This is a genomic window from Leptospira soteropolitanensis, from assembly GCF_026151655.1.
Classification (GTDB): Bacteria; Spirochaetota; Leptospiria; order Leptospirales; family Leptospiraceae; genus Leptospira_A; species Leptospira_A soteropolitanensis.
Genome location: NZ_JAMQPN010000001.1, coordinates 16,928 through 35,429 on the forward strand (window position 1 = coordinate 16,928; position 18,502 = coordinate 35,429).

General features: G+C 36.2%; 17 protein-coding genes. 10 read left to right on the plus strand and 7 right to left on the minus strand.

The window, feature by feature from the left end:
• Positions 1-161 precede the first annotated feature (161 nt).
• Both ND811_RS00070 and ND811_RS00075 read left to right on the plus strand, forming a co-directional pair.
• Complete coding sequence (locus ND811_RS00070; protein WP_265350942.1) at positions 162-338, plus strand: globin family protein; 177 nt, start codon at positions 162-164, stop codon at positions 336-338.
• Between the two features lie 141 nt (positions 339-479).
• Positions 480-728 carry a globin family protein gene (locus tag ND811_RS00075; RefSeq protein ID WP_265350941.1) on the plus strand — a complete coding sequence of 83 codons (249 nt, stop codon included), beginning with the start codon at positions 480-482 and terminating at the stop codon, positions 726-728.
• A gap of 56 nt (positions 729-784) precedes the next feature.
• On the opposite strand, the gene ND811_RS00080 is transcribed toward ND811_RS00075, so the two are convergent.
• Together ND811_RS00080 and ND811_RS00085 are read right to left on the minus strand one after the other, a co-directional pair.
• Entirely contained in the window at positions 785-1,825 is a 1,041-nt protein-coding gene (locus ND811_RS00080) for a hypothetical protein (RefSeq protein ID WP_265350940.1), read from the minus strand.
• 29 nt (positions 1,826-1,854) lie between these two features.
• Positions 1,855-2,106 (minus strand): hypothetical protein, encoded by a 252-nt coding sequence (locus ND811_RS00085; protein WP_265350939.1) that lies wholly within the window; start codon positions 2,104-2,106, stop codon positions 1,855-1,857.
• A gap of 784 nt (positions 2,107-2,890) precedes the next feature.
• Here ND811_RS00085 and ND811_RS19600 point away from each other — a divergent pair.
• From ND811_RS19600 to ND811_RS00100, 4 genes are all read left to right on the plus strand, one after another.
• Entirely contained in the window at positions 2,891-3,040 is a 150-nt protein-coding gene (locus ND811_RS19600) for a DUF4215 domain-containing protein (RefSeq protein WP_407658857.1), read from the plus strand.
• 264 nt (positions 3,041-3,304) lie between these two features.
• The gene (locus ND811_RS00090; protein ID WP_265350938.1) at positions 3,305-3,619 is read left to right on the plus strand and encodes a hotdog family protein; all 315 of its coding nucleotides are present in this window, start codon (positions 3,305-3,307) and stop codon (positions 3,617-3,619) included.
• A gap of 275 nt (positions 3,620-3,894) precedes the next feature.
• On the plus strand, positions 3,895-4,635 hold the full coding sequence (locus ND811_RS00095) for a helix-turn-helix domain-containing protein (protein ID WP_265350937.1): 741 nt from the start codon (positions 3,895-3,897) through the stop codon (positions 4,633-4,635).
• A 462-nt stretch (positions 4,636-5,097) separates the two neighbouring features.
• Positions 5,098-5,523, plus strand: coding sequence for a DUF3995 domain-containing protein (locus ND811_RS00100; RefSeq protein WP_265350936.1), 426 nt, complete (start codon positions 5,098-5,100; stop codon positions 5,521-5,523).
• Between the two features lie 155 nt (positions 5,524-5,678).
• On the opposite strand, the gene ND811_RS00105 is transcribed toward ND811_RS00100, so the two are convergent.
• On the minus strand, positions 5,679-6,506 hold the full coding sequence (locus tag ND811_RS00105) for a Kelch repeat-containing protein (RefSeq protein WP_265350935.1): 828 nt from the start codon (positions 6,504-6,506) through the stop codon (positions 5,679-5,681).
• Between the two features lie 630 nt (positions 6,507-7,136).
• On the opposite strand from ND811_RS00105, the gene ND811_RS00110 reads away from it, so the two are divergent.
• From ND811_RS00110 to ND811_RS00120, 3 genes are all read left to right on the plus strand, one after another.
• Positions 7,137-7,502, plus strand: a complete 366-nt coding sequence (locus ND811_RS00110; RefSeq protein ID WP_265350934.1) for a DUF2200 domain-containing protein — start codon at positions 7,137-7,139, stop codon at positions 7,500-7,502.
• A gap of 94 nt (positions 7,503-7,596) precedes the next feature.
• Positions 7,597-8,202: a hypothetical protein gene (locus ND811_RS00115; protein WP_265350933.1), complete on the plus strand. Its 606-nt coding sequence runs from the start codon at positions 7,597-7,599 to the stop codon at positions 8,200-8,202.
• Positions 8,203-8,205: 3 nt separating this feature from the next.
• On the plus strand, positions 8,206-8,961 hold the full coding sequence (locus ND811_RS00120; protein ID WP_265350932.1) for an oxygen-binding di-iron domain-containing protein: 756 nt from the start codon (positions 8,206-8,208) through the stop codon (positions 8,959-8,961).
• 47 nt (positions 8,962-9,008) lie between these two features.
• On the opposite strand, the gene ND811_RS00125 is transcribed toward ND811_RS00120, so the two are convergent.
• Complete coding sequence (locus tag ND811_RS00125) at positions 9,009-10,421, minus strand: beta-propeller fold lactonase family protein (protein WP_265350931.1); 1,413 nt, start codon at positions 10,419-10,421, stop codon at positions 9,009-9,011.
• A 298-nt stretch (positions 10,422-10,719) separates the two neighbouring features.
• Here ND811_RS00125 and ND811_RS00130 point away from each other — a divergent pair, with 298 nt between their 5' ends.
• A complete protein-coding gene (locus ND811_RS00130) occupies positions 10,720-11,808 on the plus strand; it encodes a calcium:cation antiporter (protein ID WP_265350930.1) in 1,089 nt (362 codons plus the stop codon).
• Positions 11,809-11,852: 44 nt separating this feature from the next.
• Here ND811_RS00130 and ND811_RS00135 read toward each other — a convergent pair whose 3' ends face one another.
• From ND811_RS00135 to ND811_RS00145, 3 genes are all read right to left on the minus strand, one after another.
• Positions 11,853-14,231 carry a ribonucleoside-diphosphate reductase subunit alpha gene (locus ND811_RS00135; RefSeq protein WP_265350929.1) on the minus strand — a complete coding sequence of 793 codons (2,379 nt, stop codon included), beginning with the start codon at positions 14,229-14,231 and terminating at the stop codon, positions 11,853-11,855.
• Between the two features lie 17 nt (positions 14,232-14,248).
• Positions 14,249-15,220, minus strand: a complete 972-nt coding sequence (locus ND811_RS00140) for a ribonucleotide-diphosphate reductase subunit beta (RefSeq protein ID WP_265350928.1) — start codon at positions 15,218-15,220, stop codon at positions 14,249-14,251.
• A gap of 441 nt (positions 15,221-15,661) precedes the next feature.
• Positions 15,662-18,400 (minus strand): MASE1 domain-containing protein, encoded by a 2,739-nt coding sequence (locus ND811_RS00145; RefSeq protein WP_265350927.1) that lies wholly within the window; start codon positions 18,398-18,400, stop codon positions 15,662-15,664.
• Positions 18,401-18,502 lie beyond the last annotated feature (102 nt).

Sequence of the window (18,502 nt, forward strand, 5' to 3'; positions counted from 1 at the left end):
GGATTTTTTAAATTATTCTATCGACACCAACGAACTAAACTGATAAGCTTTAGGTTCTTTTCATTACAAATTTTCGACGATTTTTTCCTTACAAAACCATATGTTAAGACAGACAGTAGTCAATTGAAAACTCTGTTATCTAACTTCAGAAATTCAACTCATTGACACCAAAAGACTCAACTTTTGAAATTGCAAATGACCAATCGGAGCCAACTATGAGCGAAAACAATTTTCAAAAGAAAAACATCCCAACCCTTTTCGAATGGGCAGGAGATATGGAAACCTTTGATAGGTTATTTGAAAAATTTTATGGAAAAGTTCTCCAAGACGATTTATAAGGTGATGTGTTTAAAAATATGTCGCCAGACCATGTCTGGCATGTAGCACATTTTGTTGCGGAAGTATTCGGTGGAGACAAATTGTATACTAACCTGGACAAGGGTAGCCATTCCCAAATGATTTGACACCACATTGGAAAAATGCTTTCAGAAGAGAAAAGACAACGATGGGTCCAACTATTATTACATACAGCTGATGAAGTCGGTTTAAAAAACGATCCAGAATTTCGCTCTGCCTTTGTAGGTTATATTGAATGGGGAACACGCCTAGCGGTAATTAATTCTCAACTTACCGAAAATCCAATGGATACTCATGAACCGATGCCTAAATGGGGTTGGGGAGAAACAGGAGGACCATATATCCCAAATGAAAACGATTTCAACAAATAATAGATTAAAAAGAAAAGAAGACAACTAGCGATCATAAGGTGAAAGTATCTTTATAATTAATATTTTAAAAAAACTTCATCCTTAATTTCTTCATTGTATTTAAGTTTCCAAATGATTCCGTCGGCAATATAATGATGAAATGTCAATGTCATAGCAAGTATGACCCCCATTGGTACTGCTGTGCTTTTCAGAAAGGAATCAAGTGTAAATCCTAACTCAGGGAGAAGGTAATACACCGGTAAAGCAAAGGTCAGGGTTACCAAAAAATACGAAATTGTATTTTTTGCGCCCCTTTGTGAAATCCAGGACATCACTCGCGACTTCGAATCAAGTCCAGATGCAAAACGATTTCGATTGTAGATCCATACAAAGGCAATGTATTGGACATTATGCCAGACGTTAACGAGTAACCAACCAGAGCATATTTCCTCTATCAAAATATATCCGCCAAGAAATACCAGTAGATGTGATATCATAAATAAACTATGACCAACCGCTAATTCTCCTCTGAGGTAAGCGACAAAACGTGTATAAATCCAATACAACCAGAGGGCACAACTTACGAAACAGGCAACGATTACGATCATCTGTGGAATTGGCGGTAACCAGAATTCTTGGAAAAGAAATTCATCAGGACTTTGTGCACATCTATGGAGTAAGCCCCAGATTGGCACCGACCACAAAGTAACTTCGGATAAAAAAGGTGGATCCCAAACGAGTCCACCCGCCTGACGACGGTAAGCTTGAGCTAATCCCCAACTCTGCCGAACTGTGTGGAAAAATTGACCAAAAAAATAAATAACATAGATTCCTTTGAGACCAAAGGTTTGTCCCAAAGAAAAAAGACCTAATAAGGCCAAAGGGGGTACAAAATAAATCAATGGCCCATACCGTTTGCGATCATCTGGATGAACCAGAAGTTTAGTATATGTCGCCCAAAGATGTTCGTATCCAAAAAGCCAACTATGAACCGTTAGGATTGGTAAAAATAGCAAGGGCCAAATGACTGTTACACTCGCCATTAGACTTGCAAGCAGTGCAACTCCTACAATGAAGAATAAATCAAAGTAGGAAATCTTCAGCCTATCAAAATCCATATATCAATTTTTTTCATCTCTCAGATGAACTAAGTCACAGCACCAGGAGGAAGTTTTTGTTTTGGAGGTTCCGTGCAGACATTTTTCTCACCGTCACTGGTGCAGGAATGGTGTTTCTGGCATTCATCCGAAGTTTTGCACTCTTCGCCTACTTTCTTTTTCTTAGGATCAAAAGGCCAATGAGCCTCTTTTGCCATATCTGCCGGTACAGCCGTATATACATTACATGTAACTAGCGCTAAAGTAGTCGTCAAAATTAAAATCAAAAATATTTTTTTCATCACCTGCTCTCCAAATTTAAAGGAATCAAGAACATCTGAAATGTTTGATTCTTCCAGATTACTTCGAAACAAACTCGAAAGAAATAAAAAAATTCAAGAATAACGAAATACTTTTTGGTTCATATACCTTAGCTACCTTTGATTTATTTTCAGTTGAAACAAATTAATATATTATAATAAATCTCCCAAATTGTCGTCCAGGGATCGGATTTCGGAGTAAATCAATCACACTTTCTTAGCAAAAAAATATTTTGGGGACTTTGTGGCAGGTTTCCAAAGAAATTGACATTATGCACCGCATTACAAAGATTTGATTGACAAAAGTGAAGCCACAAAAAACACCTAACTTTACGTTACGTTCTTAAGAATCCATAGATTTGAAACTTTATCAAGGGGAACACAATGAACAAACGAAGAAGCTTACTTTTTAAAATAGGGATCGGGGGGCTCCTCATTTCAGGAATCGTCACGGCCAGTACAATTGCCAAAAAAGATGAAAATGAAACGTAGGGATTCTTGCATTCCTTGCCGCAGCAACGTCGACAATAGGGCCCATTACACCGACTTTGAAGGCGGAAGGTGGCAATTTCCAGATTACACTTTCCTGGGATACAAACGCTGGTGCAGAATCGTATAATCTCTATCATTCGACAGCAACAGGCGTCACAATTCAGTCCGGAACGAAAATTGCCAGCGTGACCTCACCTTACGTGCACACAGGCCAGGCAAACGAGTCGGCTTTTGTGGGGACAGTATCAGGCAGAACCTTTTTGAAGCATGTGACGTGGGCGGTGTCAATTCACCTGCGTGCGATTCAGACTGTACTGCACCAGTCTGTGGTGACGGAATTCGCAACGCTCCCAATGGCGAAGTTTGCGACGACGGAAACGTGGCTAACGGTGATGGCTGCAACAGCACTTGTTCTGGACCCTGAACTTTTAATCAGGTGGTTACATGGGTGACAGAAATTCAAATACAATGCAAAAAACTCAGGTACTATGAAAAAAGCGGAACTGCAAAGGATTCGGAAATATATCAGTTCCTAACAAATACATTGGATTCCGAATTCTAACCAGAGATCCACAATAAGGTTAGAATTTTTGGAATCAATCCCAAAATTTTTGCAGGTTTTTCCAAGACCACAATTTAGGAAAATGTTACTCTTCATTTATTAAAAATGAAAGAGCGAAAGATGAATGTGTTAGAATTACTATATCATAATGTACCAATGGATCTTTTTACATTAAAGGAGAACTGTTCTCTCGTTGATCAGTCCCAAAATTTAATCGACCAATGTCATCCAGGTGCGACGAATATGAAAGTTTTGAATCTCAGCGCGGAAATTTCCGAAGCTGACATTCCCTACTCTCAAAGCAACAGAGCCCTTCATGGATTTATGCATGGAGGTTGTTTCTTTAGCGTCGGTGATACGCTCACATCGATTATGGCATTCTTTCATGTGGAAAACGAAAGAGAAAGAACCTTTACGATGGATGTTTCGATACGATACTGACGCCCCGTACGAACTGAAACCATTCGCGCTAAAGCAAGACTCGTTCAAAAGAACGGAAAACTACTAGAATACGTTTGTGATTTTTTTAACGAAGACAATAAAAGAACAGCACAAGCAAAATATAAATATGCAATTGCTGAACCTCGTTAAATTTTTTCTTCATATCGATAGGATTTATTAAAGTTTTCGATTGTTTTTGTTAAATCATCGTTTAACATAAGCAGATGCAGAATGTAATCTGTGCACTTCGGGGTACTGCGTTGTTCGTCGGGAAATTGCCGTATCTTGCGTTTCATTCCACCGTTACCTCTACAATGGTTGTAGGCCTCGATACGGAAATCAAAAAACGTGTCAAAGGGAACAAACAGTGGATGATTTCCCGATGTTTTGTTTTTGATGGAGCATTGAGTCACGAGACAATTCTCAATGGATCGGTAGGAATTTTGTTTGCCGATCCAGGAAGCGAAATCGGAGAAATTCTCACGAAAGAGGCCGGGCCCACTGGACTCTCTGCCAACCCAAGTTGGGCTCCAGAATTGATAGCGACTTGTTTTGAAATTCAAACAGCTAACCCGGAACAATATCCCGAAATTTTAAATCGTTCGTTTCCGTTTAACCGATTGGCTCCGGTCCAAAAAATACAAGACAACGAGCGTTTAATATATGTTATACGTAAACTGATCGAGAATCCAGAAGAATCCACGAACATCGAAGAACTCGCATTGGAGATCGGGATGTCGGAGTCTTGGCTCCAACATGAGTTTAAAAATGCAGTAGGTCTCCCGCTCCGCGCTTTTCGCAAGTGGTTTCGAATCAAAACCGCAGTAATCGCAATCAAAGAAGGAAGTAACCTCGCTGATGCGGCTCTCGGTGCAGGCTTTTACGACCAAGCTCACTTCACGAATGCATTTCGGGAAATTTTTGGAATTTCGCCTTCCGTAGTATTCCAAAAAGGTGAATCGATTCGTTGGTACATTCAAAATGAAGAGATCGAAAAAATGTTGAGACTTCCTTAAAATTTAGAAGCTTTCCTACCAATGATTCCGAAGATCCAAACGATTCGGGCGGATATACGTAAAACAAATAGCCTTTTTTATTGAAAGATCGAAGTGAAGGAACGAAGGTAGCTTTACGAAAAGCAAATAGTGGCGTGATTATGCGAGCTAAACGAAATACAAATATCAACGGATTTGCGGTTTTTTATCGCATTGCATTAATCTGCAAAGAGGTTTTAGGTTGATGATATACGCAATACAAATAACATACGAAGTGAGTTACAGAGAGACAGATTGGTCAGGGAATTGCGCATACAACACAGATTGATTGTCCCCAAATATTCGGCACTTTCCTAAGGGAAAGGTGCTCGAGCCGGTACACAAAAAATTGTTTCCTATAAATAATTCAATTTCTTTGATTGGAATCCTTCTGTCATAAAAAAAGAGTTTATTTCGGTCAGATCCTACTTTCAACTTTCCACTATGATCTTTATCACCTTTACCTCAGCCCTACTTCTCTTATCCATCTCCGCAATTCATATTTATTGGGCTATAGGAGGACTATGGCCCGGAAAGACCAAACAAGAATTAATTGATCTTGTTTTCGGGAAAGGAAATCAGTTTCCATCACCGCTAACGTGTTTGTTTGTCGCCATTTTTTTATTTTTATTTTCCATATTACCAATTGCATGGATTTTGAAGAATAATCTTGCACTTGATAGCAAAATGATCTTTGGATTGAGAATTCTTATTACAATGATTTCTGTAATATTTTTCTTACGAGGTGTGCTTGCTTACTTTCCGATTATCACCAAACAGTGGAAACCTATATTTGTTTATTATACAAAAAGAATATACAATCCACTTTGCATTACCATTAGTTTTCTTTTACAAATTCAAATCTTATAAAGAAAGATAATAGATCATAATACACAGTTAACAATGGTATAGAAGATCAATCTATTGATTCGGTCAGCAGGAAACTTAAATCTGAAAATATTCACTCTATTTAAAAAGTAATCCGATTCTTTTAGCAAATAATTCAGACTTTTTAAATATCTGAATTAAAACTTATTCAAATATGAAGATTCTAAAATCGAAGGGCAAAATGAACCATTAGATTTTGGATCAAGTATCAAAACCGAATTTGTTGTCGTAGAAAATGGAATTCCATAGATTTTTCCATTCGGTGCAAGAGTTCCACCATTCCATTTATTAACTCCGACTAATCCGGTTATTGTTGTGGTGTCTACCGAATTATTCGATGGATCAATAATAAGGACTACATCACTCGATGCTGGAATCCCATAAATTTTCCCATTGGGAGCTAAAACTCCACCATTCCATTTTGTAGTACCAGAAATAGTTGCTATGGAAGTTGTATCAGCAGTATTTTTTTGTGGATCAATGATAAGGACATTTGTTGTATCATTTGGGATTCCGTATATTTTTCCATTGGGTGCTAATACACCGGATGACCAACGGTAAGACCCACTAAGTCCTGTAATTGTAGTAGTGTTGGCGGTATTTGTAGCCGGGTCAATGATAAGTACGCTGTCAGTAGCATTATAAGGTATTCCATAGATTTTTCCATTCGGTGCTAATACACCAGAGGACCATTTATTACCTCCCGCTCCTAACCCAGTAATTGTTGTTGTATTAGCTGTATTCGTAACTGGATCAATGATGAGAACACTATCGCTTTCCGAAGGAATCCCATAAATTTTCCCATTCGGTGCTAATACACCACCATTCCATTTACTACCAGTTCCTAAGCCAGTAATCGAAGTTGTATCAGCAGTATTTGTCTTCGGTCTATAATTAAGACACTCGTACTCGAAAAGGGCATACCATAGATTTTGCCATTTGGTGCCAATACACCACCATTCCATTTATTAGATCCTGTAAGGCCAACGATAGAAGTAATATCAGCCGAACTGGTAACTGGATCGATGATAAGAACTGATGTTGCTTGATAGGGTATTGAATAAATTTTTCCATTTGGAGCAAGAACAGAACCTGACCACCTAAAAGATGCTGCGGGTATAGGAATTGAGGTAGAATCAAAAGTAGGATTTCCAGAAGATCCTTGTTGAGATTGAAAGTTTAATTCATTCAAAAATTTTTGCGAATTTTCCACTTGGATCACAGAAGGAAAATCGAGATCACAAATATTCGTTGCTATTTTTATTCCACAGTGAGGAGATTTATCACCTCTCATAGTTTTAACTAATAATGTTTGTAAAAACAAATTTGAACTAATGTCACATGAATTTTCCATATTAGAAGGTTTGCATGCAAGAAGAACCAAAAATATTCCAAACATTACTTTCATGGTTGCGATCATTTAATTCAAACCAAACAATTGCTATCTTTTTTCAAAAACCTTTCAAAAAAACAATTTATAGAGTTCTTAAATTAGGATTTATTCTAATTTATAGTGGAAAGATTAAAATTGTGTGAGCAAATATTTCTTGCTATCCTATAAAATTCATTCAAGATTGATTTTTATTTCTTAAGCTATGGAACCATCTGACAAACATAACGAAAAAATGGCTCAAATGACTTTTGGTACAGTTTACCCAATGTATCTAAATAAAATTGAAAAAAAAGGAAGAACTAAAAAAGAATTAGATGCTGTGATTGAATGGTTAACTTCCTATGATGCAAAAAAAATAAAAGAACTAATGGATGAGAAAGTAAACTTCAAAACTTTCTTTGAGAAAGCAAAACTAAATAAAAACGCTCACCTTATCAAAGGGATGATTTGTGGTTATCGAGTGGAAGAAATTCAAAATCCTTTAACACAAAAAGTTAGATATTTGGACATACTGGTAGATGAATTGGCCAAGGGTAAACCAATGGAAAAAATTTTACGAAACCCATAATTTACTAACTTAAACCATATCTCTTCTTGACAATTCATAATAATAATGGTCCACTAATTAAGTTCTAGTTTATAAATTCCTGTTAGGTTCCACTATGGCTGACGAAGAGACAAAAGATTTTTTTCGAAAGATCATTTTTACCAATGAAGAGATTTTAAAACTACGAATCTTACTTTATAGCTTAAAAATACGTGCATTAAATGCTCAAATTCTTTCCGCAAACTCTGGATCATTTGCCGCCAGTTATGGTGTTGTTTCTGCCGAAATCATCCATTTTAATCACAAAATCCAAGAAGTAAACGAAAGACTTACCAAGGCAATCACCATCGTCATAAAGATGGCTAGTGAAATGCAAAAAATTGCCAAAGTTTATCACCTTTTACAAGTAGCTGTAGAAACTTGTAAAACAAGAAAAGTAAACCCCAATCATTTTAAAAATATAGAATCGAGTTTACGTTACCGATTTGAAGAAAAAGAAATGTTGGATTCACAGTTGAAAAAAGAATTTAGTGCCATACACAATCTTGTGAAAAGTTCAACTAAGTTATGTTTGGAAGGAAGAACCGTTTCTCTACAGACTCGTATTGAGTCAGCAACCATCTTAGAGAATCAAAAACTATTTTTAGCTGTGGCAGAAAGTTTTGATGGGGCACTCAATATCATCGAATCTTCCTATCGTTATTTAGCAAAACTCTGGTAAATCATGAAAAAAATTCAAACCATCTATTCCGACAAAGATCACAAATGGTCAGTGATTGCAAGAGATCCTGCCAAACCCAATTGGCTCATTGATACCAATGAATATTTAATTGAATCGGATGGAATGGGGCTACTCACTGATCCAGGTGGAAGTGAAATTTTTCCCGAAGTTTTTTCCGCTCTTGTCGAAGTTTTTCCTGCTTCTCAGATTCAGAATATTTTTGCTTCTCACCAAGACCCGGATATTGTTTCCTCTATCTCCCTTTGGCTTGAAGTCAATCCGTCGATTCGTTGTTATGTGAGTTGGTTATGGACGGGGTTTCTCCCACACTTTGGGGGAAATGCAAATACTTTTATTCCTATGCCCGATGAAGGAATGGAAATCATACACCAAAACATCAAACTGAGATCGATTCCTGCTCATTTTTTACATAGCGCTGGAAACTTAAATCTTTGGGATCCAAAGGCAAAAATTCTATTCAGTGGGGATGTGGGTGCCGCCTTACTTCCAGTAGACGAAATGGAATTGATAGTAAAAGATTTTGATAAACACATTCGGTTTATGGAAAAATTCCATAAACGTTGGATGGCTTCTGAACAAGCCAAAGTAGCCTGGTGTGAACGAATTTCCCATCTCAAACCAGATATGCTTTGTCCACAACATGGATCTGTATTTCAAGGTCCCGATGTGGAACGGTTTATCAATTGGTTTTCGGAATTAAAAATTGGAATGGATGCATTGGAACTTCCTAAGATTTAAAAAACCAATTAGTTCAAAGAATTTTATCTTTTTTTTGACAATTGTATCTACAAAAAAGTAAGATTCCAAGGATTACCTCCTGGATTTACATTACCAATGGATGTGAGAGCTCCTGTAGTTTGGTTAATGCTAAATTGTAACAAATTAGCTGCATTAATATCTGCAGCATATGCAAATCTTCCTGTAGGATCGATAATCATAAATCGTAAATTACCTGGTACAAAACCAGTCACATTCGAAGAATAAGTAATTTTTCCAGTTTTTGGATCTACCAGATAACAAGAAATAATACCTTCGTTGATATTTAATAAATAATAAAAAAGACCACTCGGGTGGATGGCGGTACTATTAACACTCAAACCATGAAAGACTGAATCCACAAAACTCATATTACCTGTATTCTTATCTAAACGTAAAATAGTTACTGAAGGAGAGGAACCAACATAAATAAAATTTCCATTCGGATGAGTTGAAACATGGCCAGACCCATCATTGGGAAATGATGGACTGATTGCGGCTTGAGATAGACTTCCATCGTTAGAATTGATTCGGTAAGAAGTAATTTCTGTTATAGAATTACCCATATAAAAAATAAAACTACCGCTACGCGAGATTTGAATTTGTGAATGGCCAATGTTTGTGGGATAAGAAGTAAGAAAGCTCAAAGTGCCATCAGTATTAATGGAGTATGCTCGGATAGCCGAAGTACCTTCCGATGCTAAATAAAGATACTTTCCATCGGGAGTAATCACTAAGTTTCGAGGACTTAATCCAGCCGGTACCGTGATTGGGGTATTTTGAGACAAAACACCAGTCAATTGGTTGATTAAAAATTGAGAAATGGACGCGCCACCAAAATCACCAGTGTATAAAAACTTACCAAAAGGTTCGACACCGATACCTGTTGGAGTGGATGTTCCAACTAAAACAGATGAATTAAATGTCAATAGTCCACTAATCTCATCCATTGTTAAATGACCAACAGAATTACTCGAATCCAAACTTGTATAAACATAACCAGTATATACTGTTATATCACAATCTGCCTTTGCCCTTCCATCTATCGAAGTAGCAGTGATGATTACCTTTCCATTGCCGATACTTTGGACGAGTCCATTGGCATCGACTGTGGCCACAGATTTGTTGCTACTAGACCACTGGAAAGTAGAATCGGTTCTCGCCCCGTAAATATAATACTGCGCTTCGAGTTGCAAGCTATCCCCTTTTCGTATTCCGGCCCAATTGCGGTTTAACTCTACAGAAGCTTCTGCATTGGCAAGTAAGGCCCAAAGGGCAAGTAATGTTTTAGAAGAAGATTCTTTATCTGGAAAAAGAAGATGATGAACAATTGGGTTGAGAAGACAGGCATTGAAGGAAAAAAGACAAATCAGCAAATAAAATACTTTCTGAAATTTTTTGACGATCGTAGGATGCAATCGATGAGAACGATTTGTTTTCATATGAATCAACAAACATAAGTAAAGCGGATAATAAAAATTGTCATCCCAAAATTGCAACTTGATTGGAAATCATTTGAATTTGATTTAAGGTTTGCGCCAGGGATTGCAGTGGAAATCGAAGCGAAGCTGAGATTGGAACGGAAAGCCCGGTCGTGTCGTGTGTGGGTTGTAGTTCAGTAAGAAATTCGAGGCGCCAAAAGATCCAATAAAGATGGCAAATTTGTGGATTTGGTTGAACTTTAAAATATTTCTGAAAGTCTGAGAAAGAAAAGGGCTATTGCAATAAACGAATAACTTTATGTCGAATACAAAAACATTAACATCTAATGATTGGCTTTCTATTTCCTCATTTCTAGTTTTGGTCTTCACCATGTTAGCACCTATTGGCGAAGGACTTCTCATTGCGTTCGCCGTTGTATTTTTAGCAGTTGGAATTTCCAGTGCGGTTCATAACGCAGAAGTCATCGCAGAAAGAGTGGGCCCTTCCCTCGGAACTTTGATTTTGGCAATTTCCGTGACTGTCATTGAAGTGGCACTGATTGTCAGCTTAATGAGCAATGACACAGCAGATTCACCTCAAATAGCAAGAGATACAGTATTTGCAGCTTTAATGATAGTCACAAATGGAATTATCGGAATCTGCATATTGTTAGGTGGACTAAAGCATAAAGAATTAGGTTTTCAATCAGTAGGAACAACAGCTTTACTGGGAGTCCTTGCCGTACTTTCTACTCTCACTTTAATTCTGCCATTGTATACTACAACGACAAACAAAGGGACATATAGTCCGGGGCAATTGATTTTTGTTTCCATAGCATCGCTTGTTCTATATGGATCTCTTGTTTGGTCACAAACAAAATCGCATAAGAATTTTTTTTCAGCCGGAGAAAATGAATCTTCGTCTGAAGAGATAAATGCTACCAAACCCACAAAAAAAAGAGCGATTACTAGTTTTATTTCATTATTATTTTCACTAATTGCTGTCGTTGGTTTATCGAAAATTCTCAGCCCTACCATCGAAAGCACCATCTCCGCATTAGGTGCACCAAAAGCAGTGGTGGGAATAGTGATTGCGATACTGGTTCTTGCTCCTGAAACATTGGCTGCCATGAATGCTGCAAAAATAAACGAACTACAAACCAGTTTGAATTTAGCATTAGGATCGGGTGCAGCAAGTATTGCTTTAACCATACCTGCAGTCAGCATTTATTCGATGTTATTTGAAAAACCGTTAACTCTTGGTTTGGATACCAAAGGAATTGTATTTCTAATGGTAACCTTTTTAGCGGGTAGTTTTACATTTGGATCAGGAAGAACCACATCACTTCATGGACTCATCCACTTAGTGATTATGGCATCCTTTTTGGCAATTTCACTCATGCCGTAGATCCGATTTTAAAAACAGGATCAGAAATTATCCAGAGTGATTGGTTAACTACCGCAAACAAGACAACCTTCTTCCATTGAACAGGCTTCGCCAACAAATTCAGAATTAAGATCAGATTTGTTATTTGGCAAAGGGAGAAGATCGATATCTTTTTGTGATAGATTTTCTTTTTCTATCGTAAACTGAATTGCTTGTGCTGCGGCTTTGGTTCGCAAATAATACATACCTGTTTTTAGGCCTTGTTTCCAGGCGTAAAAGTGCATAGAAGAAAGTTTCGAAACAGTAGGATTTTCGACAAATAAGTTCAAGGATTGGGACTGACAAATAAATGCTCCACGATCCCTCGACATATCAATTAGAGATCTTTGTTTCATTTCCCAAACCGTTTTATAAATTTCTTTGATATCACTGGGAATTGAAGGAATAGATTGGATACTTCCGCCAGAAGCGATAATTTTATTTTTCATTTCAGAATTCCATATGCCAAGCTCAATCAAATCATTTAATAGATGTTTATTGACAATAATAAACTCGCCACTCAATACTCTTCGCGTATAAATGTTTGATGTATAAGGCTCAAAACATTCGTTATTTCCTAAAATCTGGGAAGTAGAAGCAGTTGGCATTGGAGCCACAAGAAGAGAATTCCTTGCGCCGTACTTTTTTACTTCTTTGCGTAGTGTTTCAAAATCCCAACGTTCAGTTGGTTTAACATTCCATAAATCAAATTGAAATATCCCATTTGAAAGCGGAGAACCCGGATAACTTGGATAAGGCCCTTCTATTTTTGCGATGTCTTTACTCGCTGTCATTGCAGCAAAGTAGATGGTTTCAAATATCTCGATATTTAGTTTTTTTGCAGCATCACTCTCGTAAGGCATACGTAATAAAATAAAGACATCGGCAAGACCTTGAACACCAATCCCGATTGGACGATGTTTTAAATTAGAATTTTTGGCTTCTTTTACTGGATAATAATTTTCATCAATGATACGATTCAAATTGATTGTCATTTGATAGACAATTTCATATAGTTTATCAAATAAAAAATTTCCATCAGAAACAAACTTAGGTAATGCGACAGATGCTAAATTACAAACCGCTACTTCATCCGGACTCGTATATTCTAAAATTTCAGTACAAAGGTTACTGCTTTTTATAGTTCCCAAATTTTTTTGATTACTTTTTAAATTTGCTGCATCCTTGTACAATAAATATGGAGTTCCTGATTCAATTTGCGATTCCACTATAGCGAACCAGAGGTCTTGTGCCTTCACTTTAGAGCGTGCTCGTCCTTCTTTCTCATATTTTTCATATAGTTTGACAAAATCATCACCATAGACATCAGAAAGACCAGGAGCTTCATTGGGACAGAATAAACTCCATTCTCCTCCTTCTTCTACTCGCTTCATAAACAAATCAGAAATCCAAAGTGCATAAAATAAATCACGAGCACGCATTTCCTCTTTCCCGTGGTTTTTCTTTAATTCTAAAAAAGGAAATATATCGGCATGCCAAGGTTCCAAATAAATGGCAAAAGCACCTTTTCTTTTTCCACCACCTTGATCTACATAACGTGCAGTGTCATTAAACACACGTAACATGGGAATAATTCCATTACTAGTACCATTTGTACCACTTATATAAGAGCCTGTTGCTCGAATATCATGGATGGAAATGCCTATCCCACCGGCACTTTGGGAAATTTTTGCAGTTTGTTTAAGAGTATCATAAATCCCATCAATGCTATCATCTTTCATAGTTAGCAGAAAACAACTGCTCATTTGAGGTTTGGGAGTTCCCGCATTAAAAAGTGTAGGAGTTGCATGAGTAAACCAACGTTCGCTCATCAAATCGTAAGTTTTAATTACATCTTCAATTCTTTGTTTATGAATACCAATAGCCACTCGCATGTACATATGTTGGGGGCGTTCTAATATTTTTCCATTTAGCCTTAACAAATATGATTTTTCTAATGTTCTAAATCCAAAATAATCAAACCCAAAGTCTCGATCATAAATAATTGAACTATCCAACAATTCTGAATGTTCCTTTATAATTTCCCAAACATCATCAGCAATAAGTGGCATCCATTTTCCTGTTTTCGAATCAACGTGGGAATAAAGACGTTCCATAGTTTCCGAAAAAGATTTAGTTGTATTTTTATGAAGATTACTCACAGCAATGCGACTTGCAAGTAGCGCATAGTCAGGATGTTTTGTCGTCAGTGAAGCAGCGATTTCCGAAGCTAAATTGTCTAATTCCGAAGTGCTAACTCCATCGTAAATACCTTCGATAACTTTTTTCGCAACATCGATCGGGCTGACCAAACGACTTAATCCATAAGATAGTTTTTCAATTCTTGCGGTAACTTTATCAAATTTAACCGATTCGTGTTTTCCATTTCTTTTAATTACAAACATATAATATCCTTTAAAATTTAAAAATCTTCACTCAACGAAAATTTAGAACCGACAGTGGAATTGAATATGCCAGCTTTCTGATAATCTCCTACGCGTTTCTCAAAAAAGTTGGTTTTACCTTGTAATGAAATCATTTCCATAAAATCAAAAGGATTTGTGGAATAAAATAGTTTCTCAAATCCGAGTTCAATGAGCCATCGATCTGCAACAAATTCAATGTATTGTTGCATTAATTTAGCATTCATACCGATAAGATCAACTGACAATGATTCGGTGATAAACTCTTTTTCAATATTGACCGCATCTGAGAAAATCTCATAAACTCGCTCTGCACTTGGCTTGTCATTTAACATTTTGAAAAGGATACAAGCAAATTCACAATGTAACGCCTCATCTCGACTAATTAGTTCATTTGAAAAACTAAGTCCGGGTAGAAGTCCCCGTTTTTTCATCCAAAAAATAGCGCAGAAACTCCCACTAAAAAAGATACCTTCCACGGCCGCAAAAGCAATTAGACGTTCGGCAAAATTCCCTTCACCTATCCATCGTAATGCCCATTCTGACTTTTTTTGTACTGCAGGTATGGTTTCTATCGAATGAAATAATCGGTCCTTTTCTGTGGGATCTTTAATATACGTATCAATCAAAAGCGAATAAGTTTCTGAGTGTATATTTTCCATCATAATCTGGAATCCGTAAAAACACCTAACTTCGGGAAGCTGAACCTCTCTCATAAAGTTAACAGCCAAATTTTCATTCACAATACCATCACTTGCTGCAAAGAACGCCAATATATAACTCAAAAAAATTCGCTCATTATCTGTAAGTGAATTCCAATCATCTAAATCACTACTTAAATCAATTTCTTCGGCGGTCCAAAAGGAAGCTTGTTGCTTCTTGTACATTTCCCAAATTTGTGGATACTTGATAGGAAGGATCACAAAACGATCCTTATTTTCTTTTAATAAAATTTCCGATTTATAATCCATACAACAGCTCCGAATTTTATATATTTTGTTTATGATTTAATCCATTTACATAGATAAAACCAACAAGCGCTTGTTTGCTAACGGAGAAAGTTTTGGATTGCTCGTATTTTCCCAAGACTAAATCTCCTTTAGTCCGGAACACATACATCTTTCTTTAAGGAGAGGCTGTGGGTATCCCGGTAAAAATAGTCCGGGGCCCTGAAAAAAATTTCGGTACAAATGATCGTTTACGGGCGATTCATCTGTGGGAAGATCCGACTTTCCTTATCGAAACAGATAAGAATTCACGGTTGCACCGTCAGTTGAGGAGTTTCACCTCATTCCTCCCGGAATAGAATCTAAAGAAACCCAAAGAGACATATTTTGTCAATGGAATAAAACGAATGAAAATCAAAAAAATCAAATAGGTACGAGGCAGACTAAAATACTATATATTCAAAGTTAGTTTATATTTTTATATATTGTTGATAGGAGTTCAGAAAGGATAATCGGTTTTTTGACGCAGTCGTTCATACCATTTTCCAAATATTCATTCAATTGAGATTCCATACTATTTGCAGTGATTGCGATAATGGGTATGTTTCGATAAGAATCGTTTCGTTTTCGAATGAGTTTCGTTGCTTCCAATCCATCCAGAACTGGCATTTGAATGTCCATTAATATCATATCGAACCGATGATCCAAATGTGGTAGTGATTCATCTAACAGACGAATCACTTCGAGACCATTGGATGCAATACTAACATTCATTTTTTCTTTCTGAAAAATTTTTACCATGAACTTTTGATTCAATAAATTGTCATCTGCGATCAAAATATGAAATTTTTTTTCGGAACTTACGAACATAGTATTAACGTTTCCCAAATTTTCTTCTCTTTGATCCGTCCTTTGGAATGGAATATAAAATTGAAACGTTGATCCTTCATTTAAAATGCTAAATACTTTTATATCACCACCCATCAAATTGATTAGTTGTTTTGAAATATAAAGACCAAGACCGGAACCTTCAAATTTTTTGGTTCTTGAATCTTCCAATTGAACAAATCGATCAAATAACCTGTTAATGTTTTCTTCTGAAATGCCAATCCCGGTATCTCTAACTGCAAAAATAATAAACTTCTTGTCCTCACTTAGGTGAACATTCAAACTTACTGACCCAGCCATTGTAAATTTAATAGCATTAGCAATTAGATTAATTAATATCTGTCGAAGCCGATTCTCATCAACCAGAATGAATAGATTTGGTTCCAAATCATTTACATTCAAACTCAAATTCAAATTCTTTTTCTTTGCATCCGATAAAAACAAGTTAGTTATATCTTTACATAGTTTATTTATATTTGTAGGTTTTGGAACAATTTCTAACTTTTTGTTCTCTAATTTAGAAACATCCAATATATCATTTATAATAGTGAGGAGAGATAAGACTGATTTTTCTGCATTATCCAAGTAGTCTTTTTGTTCAGCATCGACGTTAGTTTGTTCGAGAAGGGTCAACATACCCAACACACCATTCATTGGAGTGCGAATTTCATGGCTCATATTTGCTAAAAACTCAGACTTAACTCGATTTGCTTTTTCAAGCTCAAACGTTCTTTTTTCAACAATATCCTGAATACTTTTTTCCTTTCCCATAATGATAAGAAGCAATATACCAAGTAATCCAGTTAATAGAGATGAGATGATTAGTAAAAAACGAGATGCATTCGTTAGATTCTTGTCAAAATATTCTTTAGTTGCAACTGTTTTGATTTTTAAAATATGAGAACCGATCGTCAGTTGATGTTCATAAAAAAAATCAGAAAAGATTTTCTCCTTCATATTAGAACAATTTTTCGAAAAAATTTCTTGGTGATAAAGGCTACTTTTCTCCTCAATTTTTATGCACAAATGATTTTGATCATTTCCAATTAATGCTTTATCTATGATTTTTGAAATACGAATCGCAGCGGTAGCCATCCCAAACTCTCCAGTCCCTCTACGAACTGGATAAAAAACCAAAAAACCTACATTATTCTCTGCAACTTGGACAAGGTTGATTTTTCCAGTCATCTCAATTCCAAACATTTCTTTGGCGCGGAGAAGTGCCTCTTTTCTTGTCATGTCTGAAAGTAAATTGAATCCAATGGCATCTTTATTTTCTGCATATGGAAATATATATTTAATATATACATACTCTTCGTATTTTGGCGATGGATATAATTTTCGATCCTTTTGAATTGAAATTCCAATGGAACCTGGATAATCGATTTTTAAATTAGCCTCTGCCGTTGATCGTGAAGAATGACTAATCCAAGGATTCCATGATAATGTAGTTACGCTGTCAGAATCTGTCAAAAAACCTTTAGAAAAAGCTTCAAAGTATTTACGGTTTAAGTTATTTGTTAGAGAGATAAAAGTACCCAAACCTTTTAGTACTCTTAAATTTTCTAACAATCGGTTTTCTATTCCTGCTGAAATAATTTGACCATCCGATTTAATTCGATACTTTATAAATTCCTTTTCCCAATTGCGGGTTAAAAAGAATATCGATAATGTAAAAACAAAAGTACTCATTGTTGCGGATGCAAAAATAATTAATCTTAAAAGTTTTTCTTCACCTTTATACCATTTATAAATCAAAACCATTAACGGAGTAAAAATGATAATCCCGATCGTATCACCCATCCACCAAGTGATCCATGTTTGGAAAAGAAATTCGAAATAAATGATTTTAAAATATAATAGAGATAAACTACCGATCACAGAAGATACTAGAGCTGTAATTGGCCCCGCAAAAACAAAAAAATGCATTATCTCATTTGCTTGGAAAATATTCAAATTTGATTTTGAATATTTTTTTAATAGAAAAGAACCTAACAATGCCGAAGTTGAATTTCCTAACGATATCGTTAAATTCTGTGGATCAGAAATTAAAAACTGCGTTAAGGTTTCTAAGGTTGGAAGATGCGTCGTGTTGGTGAAGTAAGCACCACAGAAGAGGGCAAACCAAACACGATTGCCAAATAACAAAACAAAGCCAAGGGCAAAACCTGCTGGAGGCCAAATGGGCGTGCTGTAACCATCAATGGAGGAAAGGGTTAAACTTAGTTTTCCTGCAATGAGATAAATTAAAAATACAAAGGTCTGGAGAGAAATTTCCCGAATGTAATTTCTAATCTTTGCATTCGCAGAAAACATACATACATAAAGACGAAAAAATCATTAAAAATAGAAGGCGAATGGGAACCGCGTAAATCATTTTTTTTAATAAAGGAAAAAACCCTAAAATCTACCCTCATT